This is a genomic window from Actinomadura rubrisoli (assembly GCF_004349215.1).
GTDB lineage: Bacteria > Actinomycetota > Actinomycetes > Streptosporangiales > Streptosporangiaceae > Spirillospora > Spirillospora rubrisoli.
In genome coordinates this window covers 1-12,327 of the sequence record NZ_SMKU01000283.1, presented here as the reverse complement: position 1 = coordinate 12,327, position 12,327 = coordinate 1, and the positions used below count along the sequence as shown (strand labels likewise).

7 protein-coding genes are annotated in these 12,327 nt (G+C 77.6%); 1 reads left to right on the top strand and 6 read right to left on the bottom strand.

All coding sequences use genetic code 11. The features are described from left to right. From E1298_RS35470 to E1298_RS35445, 6 genes are all read right to left on the bottom strand, one after another. On the bottom strand, positions 1–901 hold a 901-nt coding region (locus tag E1298_RS35470), incomplete at its 3' end, for a serine/threonine-protein kinase (RefSeq protein ID WP_131901192.1). A 76-nt stretch (positions 902–977) separates the two neighbouring features. Next, positions 978–4,334: a hypothetical protein gene (locus E1298_RS35465; protein WP_131901190.1), complete on the bottom strand. Its 3,357-nt coding sequence runs from the start codon at positions 4,332–4,334 to the stop codon at positions 978–980. Positions 4,335–4,383: 49 nt separating this feature from the next. Beyond that, positions 4,384–7,494 carry a coiled-coil domain-containing protein gene (locus E1298_RS35460; protein WP_243726007.1) on the bottom strand — a complete coding sequence of 1,037 codons (3,111 nt, stop codon included), beginning with the start codon at positions 7,492–7,494 and terminating at the stop codon, positions 4,384–4,386. After that, positions 7,491–8,147, bottom strand: coding sequence for a DprA-like winged helix domain-containing protein (locus E1298_RS35455; protein WP_131901188.1), 657 nt, complete (start codon positions 8,145–8,147; stop codon positions 7,491–7,493). Before E1298_RS35455 ends, E1298_RS35460 begins: the two co-directional genes overlap by 4 nt. After that, positions 8,140–8,670: a hypothetical protein gene (locus tag E1298_RS35450; protein ID WP_131901186.1), complete on the bottom strand. Its 531-nt coding sequence runs from the start codon at positions 8,668–8,670 to the stop codon at positions 8,140–8,142. Before E1298_RS35450 ends, E1298_RS35455 begins: the two co-directional genes overlap by 8 nt. Then, complete coding sequence (locus tag E1298_RS35445; protein ID WP_131901184.1) at positions 8,667–9,887, bottom strand: hypothetical protein; 1,221 nt, start codon at positions 9,885–9,887, stop codon at positions 8,667–8,669. Before E1298_RS35445 ends, E1298_RS35450 begins: the two co-directional genes overlap by 4 nt. A gap of 197 nt (positions 9,888–10,084) precedes the next feature. On the opposite strand from E1298_RS35445, the gene E1298_RS35440 reads away from it, so the two are divergent. Beyond that, on the top strand, positions 10,085–12,327 hold a 2,243-nt coding region (locus E1298_RS35440; protein ID WP_131901182.1), incomplete at its 3' end, for an ATP-binding protein.

Here is a 12,327-nt window from a genome sequence, read left to right as displayed (position 1 = left end):
CCGCGCTGTTCCCGGTCGCCGCCGCCGGGATCAGGCCGGCGGCGGCGACCGGGAACAGCGCGGCGAGGGCGACGGCGGTCCCGGCGAGGGCCCGCACGCCCTTGGACTCCCAGTCCGGCCCGTAGGCCGTCCGCGCCAGCTCGTCGAGCCACCCGACGAACGCCGCCGCGCCCGGCGGGCGCTCCGCCGGGTCCTTCGCCATGCCGCGCGTGACGAGCGGCCGCAGCGGCTCGGGGACCTCCTCCGCCGGGACGCGCCCGGACAGGTGCCCCGCCATGACCGACGCGCGGTCGCCGGCGCCGTAGGGGCGGCGGCCCGTCAGGCACTCGAAGAACACGCAGGTGGCCGCGTAGACGTCGGTCGCGGGCGTGGCGGGCTCGCCGCGCCACTGCTCGGGCGCCATGTAGGGCGGGGTGCCCGCGGCCGACGACGCGCCCTCCGGCGTGGCGATGCCGAAGTCGATGAGCTTGCTGCGCCCGTCGGCGGGGACGACCACGTTGGCGGGCTTGTAGTCGCGGTGGACGACCCCGGCGGCGTGCGCGGCGGCGAGGCCGAGCAGCGAGCCCTTCAGCACGGTGAGGGCCGCCTCGGGCTCCAGCGCCCCGTACCGGGCGAGGATCTCCTTGAACGGGACGCCGTCCACGGCCTCCATCACGATGGCCAGCTCGCCGTCCTTCTCCACGAGCCGGTAGAGCCGCGCCACGTGCGGGTCGACGACCTGTCCGAGCATCCGCGCCTCGTGCCGGAGCCGCTCGTGGGCGGCCGGGTCGGCCCCGGCCGCCAGGTACTTGATCGCGACCGGGGTGCCGCGCCCGGCGTGCCGCGCCAGGACGACCCGGCCCTGCGCGCCGCGTCCGAGCTCCCGGATCTCCTCGAACCCCTCTACCCGCCACTGCGCCACCGGCCGCTCCCCGGGTCCGTCGAACAGGTGTGGTGAGGCCCCGCTTCCATTGTGACGGCGTCCGGGCGGCCGCCGTTCACTCCGCGGCGGTGCGTACGCTCCTCGCGGCGAATGCGACGTCCGGGACCGGATGGGTCCGCAGGGCGCGCAGCAGCGCCCGCCACGTCCCGGGCCAGCCCGCGCGCGGGCCGTGCCGGCCGGTGAGCGCGCATGCGAACAGGCCGCCGGCCAGGTCGCCGCGCGCCGCGAGCCGGGCGGCGTGCGGGCGCACGTCCTCTGGGACGGACGGGTCCGGGCGGACGTAGTAGAAGCCGTCCTCGTCGTCCTCGCCGAGCGGGCCTCCGATGAGCGCCTCGGCGACGTGCAGGACGGCGAGGGCGCCGCCGCCCGCGCACCGGTCGGCCAGGGCGTCCACGGTGGCGGCGATGGCGGGGGTGTCCCAGCGCAGCGTCGAGGCGGTGAGCGCGCACGCGAGCGGCTCGGGCAGGTGCCCGTCCACGGCGCGGATCGCGTGCTCGGCGCCGTCGCGGTCCTGTTCGGCGGCGACGCGCACGGCGTCGACGAGCGCGGCCAGCCGCTGATGGGCGGGCAGGTCGCGCTCGGCCTCGGCGTCGGGCAGGTCCGGCGCGGCGGCCAGCTCGGCCGCCGCCGTGCCCAGCTCGGCGGCGCCGATCCCGTTGGCGACGCAGCCGACGAGGGCGTGGAGCGCGCCGCGCCAGCCGCGCGTGCCGCCGAGGTCGGTGACGATGTCGGCCAGCACCGCCGGGGCGTCCGGCGCCCAGGGCGCCCACGCGGGGACGCCGGGCAGCGCCGCGTCGCGGGCCTCGGGGTCCTCCGAGCGGGCCACGCGCAGCACCAGCGCGGCGTACGCTGCCCGGAACCGCTCGTCCACGAGGAGCGGCGGGGTGCCGATCACCTGCCGGGCCAGGTCGCGGGGCCCCGCCGCGGCCTCCTCCAGGATCCGCAGCGCGACCGGCTCGTCGAGGCGCGGCCGGACGGCGGACACGATGGCGGCCCGCACGTCCCGGTGCTGGCCCGGGTCGTCCCATGCGGCCGCGACCAGGTCCAGCGCGTCCGGCACGCGGCTGCGCAGCAGGATCCGCAGCGCCTCCTTCCGCGCGGTGATCTTGCCGTCCGCCAGGATCGGCCCGAGCACCGCCGACAGCGCCGACGGCGGGACGAACCGCGCGGCCCGGGACGCCGCGTACACGGCCACGTGCGCGTCGTCGGACCCGGCGCGGGAGAGCAGCTCGGGCAGGACGTCCTGCGGGGACGGGGTCCAGGCGAGCGCGGTGAGCGCGGCGCGGCGCAGGTACGGTTCGCCGTCCAGGTGCGCGCGGATCCGCGCGGGGTCGACGCCGGGGACCCGCGCCATCAGCGCGACCGCGTCGCCCCGCGCCTGCTCGGGCAGCGTCCCGCTCGCCGCCACCCGCTCCAGCAGCGCGAGGTAGGCACCGCGCTGCCGGGCCGTCCAGCGGCGCATCCACACCCGCCGCGCCCGCGGGACGTACGTCACGTCCGGGCGGCGGAACCGTCCGGCCGGGGTGTTCTCGGTCAGCACCAGGTCCAGCAGGTCGGTGCGCTCGCGGGCGATGACCGCGAACACCCGGTGGACGGCGACCGCCGAGGGGTCCTTGGCCACGACCCGCCCGACCCGCTCGGCGCGCGTGGCCGGGGGGTCCAGCCACAGCGCGATGGCCTGGCCGAGGACGCCGTCGTCGCGGGCGTCCAGCGCCGCCTCCAGCGCGTCCTGCAACCGCGGGACGCGGTGGGCGCGCCGCCCGAGCGCCTGGACGACCAGCAGCGCGAGCCGGTGGTCGTCGCGGCGCGCGCCCGCGTCCAGGTGCGGCGCGAGCATCGCGGCGAGCCGGTGCTCCTGGCCCCGGCGCAGCGCGCGGTCGAGGCGGCCGAGCCGGAGCGCCCCGGCGTGCCCGATCAGCCGGTCGATCAAGTCCAGCGCGAACGACAGCAGGTCGGCGTCGTCGCGGATGGCGCCCTGCCGGGCGAACGCGCCTGCGATCTGCCCGAGCGTGTGGCGCGTCGTGTACGAGCAGTCGCGGGCGTTCAGCGCGTCCTCGGCCAGCTGAGCGACGGCCGCGGCGTGCTCGGGCCGCAGCAGGCCCTCCGGGACGGAGTGCAGCGCGTTCAGCGCCGGGAGGCGGACGGGGTCCTGCTCGTTGCGCAGCCGCCCCAGCGACTCCAGCATCCGGGTCAGCGTCGCCGGGTCGCCGCTGCGGCCCGCGCACGCGATCAGCAGCGCGTACCCCGTCCCGCGCTCGCCGGCGTCGGGCCTGCGGGTCACCTCGCCGAGGACGGGCAGCGCCTCGTCGTAGGGGAGGAACGAGGTCACGGCCCACACCCGCGCCGGGGACTCGGCGACCTTGCGCAGGCCCAGCATCCGGCGGGCCTCCCGGACCCGCACCGCCCGCGGCAGGACCCCCAGCAGCGCCTCGCCGAACTCCCGCGCGCCGAGATCGGTGCCGCTCATCGCCGCGTCGAAGACGGCCGCGCGGCGTCCCGGCGCGAACGCCTTGAGCAGCAGGCACAGCGCGCCCTCGTCGTCGCGGACGGCGCGCGCCAGATCGGCCGGGCCGGTGCCGCCGAGGCGGGCGAGCCGGTCGCGCACCGACCGGCGGTGCAGCAGGTCGCGCAGGTGGCCGCGGTGCCCGTCGGACAGCAGGAGCCGCAGCATGCGCTCCGGCTCGGCCCCGATGAGCGCCCCGGCGCCCGGCTGGAGCGCGTACGGCAGCGGCCCGGTGCGGCAGTGGCGCTCCAGCAGCGCCACGACCCGTCCGGGACCGTGGTGCAGCGCGGCGGCCACGCCGAGCGCGTGCCGGGACCACCACCCGCCCGCCACGCCCTCGGGCAGCTCCGCCAGCCGCCGCTCCGCGTGGTCGAGCATGAGGCCGGGGTGGGCGTGCCCGATCGCCTTCCAGTTCGGGACGGCGTGCGCCAGCGCGTCGAGCCGGGCCGCCGCGACGCCGGGGCTACAGGCGGACAGCAGCGCCGCGGCCTCCTCGTCTCCCCAGCGCCCGGCGACCGCGTCCACGAGCGCGTCGGCCAGGTCGGAGCGCCGCCACTTGCGGACGGCCTCGTACAGCGCGGACCGGACCGCGGCCGGGGCGTCGCCCAGCCGGTCCAGGAACGGCCCGGGGCCGACCCCGAACCGCACCCCCAGCCGGATCGCCTCGCACGCCAGCTCGGCGTCGGGGTCGCGCGTCGCGGCGGCGATATGGGCCAGCGACGCCTCGTCCCGGACGGCGGAGGCGGTGAACAGCGCCAGCGACCGCTCGTAGTGGCCGCGCCCGGCCAGCCCGTCCAGTAGCGCGGCCAGCGCTGGGTCCCCGGACAGGCGGCGCAGGCCCGCCAGGCGCTCGCACCGCGCCCGGAACGGCAGCGGCTCGATCTCGGTCAGCAGCTCGTCGACGCGCATGGCGCGACATCCTGCCGGATCAAGGCCCCGCTTTCACCTGGAATCGCCTTTACCGGCCGGGGGTCATCCGCTCCGCGAGCTTGCGGACGCGCTCCTCGTGCTCGTCGTACCCGACCACGACCGGCGGCTCGTTGTAGGGCATCGTGTCGGACGAGCGGCGCAGCTTCACGTACTGCCCGCACGCGTCGATCGCATACGGCTCCATGTCGTCCTGCAGCGCGCCGATCACCGTGATCCCGTGCGTCTCGCCGATCTTGCGGAACAGCGCGACGGCCTCCTTGCGGTGCTCCTTGCCGAGGTTGCGGCCCAGCTCGTCCAGCACCAGGCACAGCCGCCCGCCGCCGGAGCTGGCGAGCGCCGCCGCGCACACCAGCTTCACCGCCTTCTCGTCCATGAGCGCGGTGTTGGCGCGCCGGTTGTAGGGGACGTAGCGCTGGCCGTCCGAGCGCCGCCACTTCGGCGTCACCCGCCAGCGCCACTCCTGCTCGGGGTCGCCCGGCTGCTCGGGCGTGGGGAACTCCAGCGTCGCCCCGTACCCGCCGTACGCCACGTCCAGCTTCTCGAACTCCTCCGACACCCGCTGGAGGCGCGAGCGGATCGCGGCGGTCAGCGCCGTCCGGTGCGCCTCGGCCGCGCCCGCCGCCTCCTCCGCGCCCCGCTGCGCCTTCCCCAGGTCGGAGCGGCGCCCCGACATCTGCACCTCGATCTGCCGCCGCTGGTGCCGCTCGTAGTCCTCCTGCCGGCGCAGGTAGGCCTCCATCGCCTTCACCAGGCGCGGGAACGTGGCCTGCTCGCGGTCGGTGCGGCGGCCCTCGCCGTCGGCGCGCTCGCGCAGCAGGAAGCGCATCTCCTCCGGCATGTCCTCGTCGGACGGTCCGTCCGGGAACACCCGGCGCAGCGCCTCGGCCAGGTGCTTCTCGGCGGTGTGCCACCACTCGGCGGGCGTCCAGGTCCGCTCGTCGCCGTCCAGGCCCGACAGCCACTCGGCGGCGCCGTCGCGCGAGCCTCCCCAGCCGCGCTCCAGCTCGTCCAGGCCCAGCGCCGCGCGCCGGTCGGCCAGCTCGGACGCCTTGCGGCGGATCCGGTCGCGCTCGCGCTCGTGCGCCTCCTTGCGCCCGCGGAGCCGGTCGACCTCCAGCGCGCGCGTGTCGGCCTTCGCCTGGAGCCGCCGCAGCGCCTGCTCCGCCGCCCCGAGGCGCGGCCCGAGCCGGGACTCGCTGCCCGCCAGCTCCTCCAGCCGCTCGCGCAGCCCGGCCATCCGCTCGCGGACCCGGTCCAGCTCGTCGCCCGCCTGGGCGCCCGCCAGCCGCCGCCCGGCCTGGGCGACGTCGGCCGCGGTGTCGGACGCCGCGCCCCGGGCGCCGTCCAGGTCCTCCTTCGCGGCCTCCAGCGCGGCCCGCGCCGCCCGCACCCGCGCCACCCGCCCGGTCACCGGCTCGGCGAAGCCGGTGACGATGACGACGCCCGGACGCTCCTCTAGGGAGGCGAAGAAGCGCGCCAGGGGAAGGCCGCAGCGGACGCCCTCCGGGTGCCCGCTCAGGGGCTCGCCGTCGGGGGCCAGGTCGCCGTCCGCGGAGACGATCACCGAGCCGGGCAGCTCCTTCAGCGCGCTGACCGCGGCGTCCAGGTCGCCGGTGCCGACGACGACGGCCTCCCGGTAGGGCCACAGCGCGGCCTCCCACCGGTCCCGGACGTCCTCGGCCAGTTCCACCGCGTCCAGCAGCCCCACCGCGGCGATCCCGGCCGCCGCCAGCGCCCGGATCTGCGCGGGCGCGCTGGACGCGCCCGCCTCCGCCTCCGCCAGCGCGCGTTCGGCCCGCGCCACCGCCGCCTTCGCCGCCCCGAGCCGCTGCTGCGCCTCGTCCCGCCGGGCCTCGGCCTCGGCCAGCTCCGCGCGCGCGGCGCCGCCGTCGCGCCCGTCCGCCTCGCGCCGCCGCTCCTCCAGCGCCGACACCCGCCTGCGCAGCTCCTCCAGCCGGTCGCGGTCGACGGCCTTGTCCGCGCCGAGCTGGTCGGCCTGCCCCTTCAGCTCGGCGAGCGCCGCGCCCGCCTCGGCCAGCCGCGTGTCCAGGGCGCCGCCGGTGAGCTGCTCGACCTCCCGCTCGGCCGCCTTCGCGGCGGCGGCCAGCTCGTCGCTCTCGCGGCGCAGGCCCTCCTGCTCGGCGGCGTGCGCGGCGTCGGCCTCCGCCGCGTCCGCCAGCAGCCGCGCCTGCCGCGTCCGCCAGTCCCGCAGCGCCGCCGCGACCTCCTCGCGGGCCCGGTCGCGCCGGTCGAACGTCTTCAGCAGCGCCGCCGCCTCGCGCTCCCACTCGGCGAGCCGCTCGCCGGCCTCGGCCGCCTTGGCCCGCTCCCGGTGCTCCTCCGCGCGGGACTTGCGCTCGGCCTCCAGCTCCCGGTCCAGCCCGGTCAGCGCCGCGATAGCGCTGAAGATCCGCTCGGGGCCGATCTCGTTGAGCGGCTGCGACAGCAGGTTCGTGGCGACCTTCGACCGCACCGACGTCGACAGGAACGACACGCACCGCACCTGCCCCCCGTACAGGACGCGGCCCAGGTCCTTGGCGACCAGGTCGCGGCGCCCGGCGCTGCGCGGCAGGCCCGCCCACAGCCGGTCGGCCAGCGCGACCCGGTCGGCCTCGGACGGCGCCGAGGCCAGGCAGACGCCCTGCCGCCACCGGATCTCCAGGTGCGGCGCGTCCACGTTCACCCGCAGCCAGACGGTGACCGCCGTCTCCTCCTCCGGCTCCCCGGCCGCATCCTCCGGCTCCCCGGCGGCCTCCGGGCGCTCCGGCGGCTCGGCGTAGTCGAAGACGCCCACGATGTAGCCGTGGTCGGCGCTCGCCCACTGGGTGTCGCCCTGCGCCGCCAGCTCGGCGTTGAACAGCAGCTCCGCCACCGCCCGCGCGCCCGACGCGAACCGCCACTGCTCGTCCCCGAGCAACGCGGTGATGGCCGCGATGAACGACGACTTGCCCGCGCCGTTGGAGTCCTTCGGGCCCTGCCCGGCGACCACGATCAGCGTGCCCGGTACCGTCGGCACCGGGTGCGTGGACAGCCGGGAGATGTTCACCGCCTGGACGGCGACGAGCGTCCGGTCGCCGACGACGTTGTCGCCGCCGGTGCCCGCGGGGCCCGGCATCAGCGGTTCGAGGACGGCGGTCATCTGTTCTCCCCCTGATCGCGTTCCCGGTCCCGGCGCCGGGACCTGATCGCCGCGGCGAGCGGCGAGTCCGGCCCGGCGGCCAGGATCAGCTCCTCCTGGAGGCGGCGGCGCGCGGCGGCCGTCAGCCGGTGGAACTGCGGCCCCGGCACGAAGCCGCCCGCGTCGTCCGCGCCCGCCTTCACCTGCGCCACCAGCCCCGCCAGGCGCAGCCGCCGCAGCGCGGCCTCCAGCTCCCCGATCGGCAGCTGCGTGCGGCGGCGCAGCTCGTCCACCGGCGTCGGGTAGGGCGACAGCCACGAGTCGTCGGCCAGCAGCCCCGCCGCGCGCGGGATCGCCACCGAGTGGATCAGCACCAGCGCCAGGACGGCCCGCTCCCGCACCGGCGGCACGCACTCCGGGTCCCCGGCCAGCTCCGCGGCGACGTCGTCGCGGTAGCCGGAGATCCACCGGGTCTGCTCCGAGCGCACCAGCGTCCGGCCGGTGAGCGCGAGCATCTCCTCGACCGTCCGCCGCAGCGCGGGCTCGCGCAGCGCGGTGAACCGCACCTCCGGCACCGGCTCGGCGGCGTGCTCCACCGCCATGTACGCGGCCACCAGCTCCGCCCGCCGCCGCTCGTCGTAGGACCGCAGCAGCGGCTCGAACAGCTCACTCACCGGCGTCCCCCGGCGGCGGCTCGGGGAGACGGCGCAGCAGGTCGCGCAGGGACGGCAGGGACTGCTCCGCCCACAGCGCCACCCGGGGCCCCGGCCGCACCGTCCCGGACTCCTCGTCCAGCAGGAGCCAGCCGGTGTCGGCCAGGCGGCGCAGCTCGCCGGTCGCCCAGCGGCGCGCCAGGTCGGCGTCGCCGCGCGACATGCCCGCGTACACCTCCAGCACGTCCGCGGACGTGGCGGCGGAACCGGGCCAGGGCGCGTCGTCCAGGCGGCGCCAGCAGCAGCGCAGCGCGGCGGCGAGGACGCGGCGCGCCTGGCCCGCGCGGTCCAGCGGCATCGGGGCGGTCTCGTACTCCTCCAGCATCGCGGGCGTGGCGCCGTCCGGCCAGGCGGGCAGCAGCCACACGCGGTCGCCGTCCGTCGCGGCCGTCGTCCCCGGCGGGACGGGCTCGGACACGGCGATCGACGCCGCGCCTAGCACCCGGGCACGCGCGCGCGCCAGAACCTGCGGGTCCACGCTCACGAGGCGGTCCTTTCGAACCAGCCAGGGGACACCCACGTGGGGAAACCGCCGGGGCGCACCTCCAGGCCGTCCGACCAGACGAGCCGGTAGGGCAGCTCCGGATGCAGATGCACCGACGACAGGTCGGCGAGCACGCGCCGCGCCGCCGCCCAGTCCTGGTCCAGGACGTCCTCCACGGCGACCCGGTCGCGGCCCCGGAGGATCTGCTCGGCGATGCCGCGGAGCCGCTCCATCGCCGCGCCGTCCGAGCCGGTGTCGTCCGACAGCCCCGGGTCAGGGACGGACGGGCGCGGCGGCGCGGGCCTCTGCGGCGTCGCGCGCGGCCCGTCCTCCACCGCCGTCACCACCGCGGACGGCTCGTGCCAGGGCGCCGCCGCGTCGAACACGAACCCGTCCAGCACGGCCGCGAGGTCCTCCCGCGAGGCCGTCCGGGAGAACGTGCGCCACGTCTCGGGCGGCAGGAGCGTCAGGTTGCGCGTCGTGCCCGCCGAGTCCGACAGCCGGGCCGCCGCGCGGCGGGACGCGTCGCCGTAGGCGTAGATCGCGGCGCGCAGGTCGGTGCAGGTCCGGTCGAGCTGCGGCCAGCGGCGCAGGATCGCGCCGTGCAGCCGCTCGGCGCGCCGCAGGATCTCCTCGGTGCCCCAGAGCTTCGGCGCCTGCTCCCGCAGCTCCTCGATCGTCGCGTTCGTCAGCGTCAGCAGCTCCACGCTCCACAGCCGGAACGCGCGGGCCAGGCCGTCCGCGCCGTCGCGCGCCTGCCCGGGCGTCATCCGCGGGTCGGCGACGTTCAGCTGCTCCAGCGCGAGGAGCCGGTGCATCTCGCTCTGCCCGCCGTCCAGCATCATCCGCCGGACGAACATGAGCCCGACCACGCTCGTGAACGACGCCCGGTAGCGCAGCTGGTTGGGCTTGGGGAACACCTCCCGGACCGCGCCCAGCCCCTTGAGCACCCGCAGCCGGTTCTCGAACACCTCAGGCGGGTAGCGGCGGCACACGTACCGCATCTGCTCGCGGCTCAGCCCCTCCTCGCCCGCGTCGGCGAACGCGGCGAGCAGCGTCTCGGCGACGTCCACCAGCTCCGGGTCGTCCACGACCGCGCCGCTGTCGCGGGCCAGCGCCGCGAACATCTGCCGGTACACGCCCAGCACGGCCTCGCCGACGAGCACGTCGTCGAGACTGGCGGCGGCACCGGGCGCGTTCTCGGAGGTGGGGGACACGGCGCACTACCGTACGGCCCCTCGGCCGCAAGGGTGGAATCGACGCGAACGGACGGAGAAAATCAAGAACGCGAAACCGGGGACGGCACACGCACAGCGATGCGACACTCACAGAGCCATACCGGACGGCCCGGGCTCGCACGGGGCAGCGGGGACGGGAACGCACTGGGCCGGACCCTTCGGACACGGCAGGAAGCATGACTGCGCTGAACACCCCCGTGAGGACCAACCTCCCGGCCGAACCCAACGCGTTCATCGGCCGCGACAGGGACGTGGACGACCTCGCCCGGCTGCTGGAGGCCATGCGGGCGGTCACGCTGTGCGGGGCGGGCGGGATCGGCAAGACCCGGCTCGCGCTGCACGTCGCGCACACGATGCTGGCCGCGCACCCGGGGGGCGTGTGGTTCGTGGAGCTGGCCGACCTCCGGCCGGACGGCACGCCCGAGCCGGTCGGGCGCCGCGCCGCCGCCGTCCTCGGCGTCGCCGAGGAGGAGGGCCGCCCCCTCACCGAGACTCTCGCCGACACGCTGCACGGCGCGCCGGTCCTGCTCGTCCTGGACAACTGCGAGCACGTCATCGACGAGTCCGCCGAGCTGACCAGGACGCTGCTGGCCCGCTGCCCGCGGCTGCGGGTCCTCGCCACCAGCCGCGAGCCGCTGCGCATGCCGGGGGAGAACGTGTGGCGGGTCCCGCCCCTCGCCCTGGACGAGGCGGTCCGGCTGTTCGTCGACCGCGCCCGCGCGGTCCGCCCGGGATTCGCCGGGACGGGTGCCGTCCAGGACGTCACGCAGGCGCTCGACGGGGTGCCGCTGGCGCTGGAGCTGGCCGCCGCCCGCGTCCGGGTGCTGTCGGTCGAGCAGATCGCGCGGCGGCTCACCGACCGTTTCCGGCTGCTGAGCGCCGGCGACCGGACGGCGCCTCCCCGGCAGCGCACGCTGCGCGCGGCGATCGACTGGAGCCACGAGCTGCTCGACGGGCCCGAGCGCACGCTGCTGCGGAGGCTGTCGGTGTTCGCCGGCTGGACCCTGGACCAGGCCGAGCACGTCTGCGCCGATACCGGGCCCGGCGGGGCCCCCGGGGGCGGCGGTCTGCACGCCGACGACGTCCTCGACCTGCTCACCGCGCTGGTCGACAAGTCCCTCGTCGTCGTCACGGGGGAGCTGGCGGGGGAGGTCCGGTTCCGGCAGCTCGACAGCATCCGCGAGTACGCGGGCGAGCGGCTGGAGGCGGCGGGCGAGGGCGTGGCGTTCCGGACGCGGCACCGCGACGCGGTACTGGAGGCGGCCGAGCGGGACGGCGAGCTCGCCGCGGCGGAGATCCCCGGGTCGTGGTCCGAGCGGGTCGCGCTGTCCCACCGGTACGACGCCGAGCTCGACAACGTCCGCGCCGCGCTCGCCTGGTCGCTGGAGCGCGGCGACATCGAGGAGGGCCTGCGGATCTGCACCGCGCTGCGCACGTTCTGGATCGTGCGCGGCCGCGTCGCGGAGTGGGCCGAGTGGACCGACCGCTTCCTCGCCCGCGGCCGGGGGCTCGGCGCCCGCGTGCTCGGCGCGGGGCTCGCGGGGCGGGCGCAGCTCGCCGTCGGCGGGCGCGACTTCGCGCAGGCGCTGCGGTTCGCCGAGGAGGCGCTCGGCCCGTGCCGCGCGGCGCGGGACGACTTCATGACCGCGATGGCCCTGATCACCACCGCCGAGGCGCTCGCCCGCGCCGGGCGGCTCGGCGCCGCCGCCGCCCGGCTGGACGAGGCGGAGGCCATCGCCTCCGCGCCCGGCCAGGAGTGGAACCGGGCGCACGCGCTCGCCACCCGCGGCTACGTGCTGATCCGCGGGTCCCGGCTGCGGGAGGCCCGCGAGCGGCTGGCCGAGAGCGCGGCGGTCATGCGGGAGATCGGCCAGCTGTGGGGCGCCTCGCACGCCATGATCGGGCTCGGCCGGCTCGCGGAACTGCGCGGCGACCACGCGGCCGCGCGCGCCCACTACGGCGAGGTGCTGCCGATCCTCGCCGAGATCGGCGCCGGCCCGGAGATGGCCCGGGCGCTGGCGGGCCTCGGCCGCGTCGCGCTGGAGCAGGACGACCTCCCCGCCGCGCGCGACGCGCTCGCGCGCAGCCTCACGCTGAGCCGCTCGTCCGGCATCCGGCTGGACGTGGCGCGCGCGCTGGAGGCGTTCTCCGACCTGGTGGCGCGCGAGGGCGACCAGCGCGGCGCGGTGATGCTCGCCGGCGCCGCGTCCGCGCTCCGCGAGGCGACGGGCCGGCAGCCCGGCACCGGCGCGCACCGCGAGCGCACGCTGGAGCCGATCCGCCGCAAGCTGGGGGAGCCGCTGGTCGCCCAGTTCTGGGGCGAGGGCCGCGCGATGCGCCCCGACGACGCGGTCGAGCACGCGCTGCGCGGGCCGTCCGCCGGGCCGGTCCCCGCCCCCCGCGTCCCGGGTTCCGTGCC

Excerpts from the sequence above, each read along its gene's own strand:
- E1298_RS35465 (WP_131901190.1), bottom strand. The coding sequence starts at position 4,334 with ATGCGCGTCGACGAGCTGCTGACCGAGATCGAGCCGCTGCCGTTCCGG.
- E1298_RS35460 (WP_243726007.1), bottom strand. The coding sequence starts at position 7,494 with ATGACCGCCGTCCTCGAACCGCTGATGCCGGGCCCCGCGGGCACCGGC.